Consider the following 214-nt stretch of genomic DNA (forward strand, 5'->3'; position numbering starts at 1 on the left):
TTACCTGCTGCGGATGCCCTCCCCGGCGGTTTGGTGTACCCTGCAAAGGCCTTCTAAAAACGCCGGTCCTTAGATTGCGTCCTGTGCAATCTTAGTACCGCTGCGTTTTTGGCAGAGTGGAAACGTTGTCTCTTATACCATTCTCTATGTGTATAAGTAACAACCCTGCCACCCGCAGTACTCCCTGTGGCAAAGACGGGTACACCTCCACGCC

The organism is Eisenbergiella tayi (assembly GCF_001881565.1).
GTDB classification, from domain to species: Bacteria; Bacillota; Clostridia; order Lachnospirales; family Lachnospiraceae; genus Eisenbergiella; species Eisenbergiella tayi.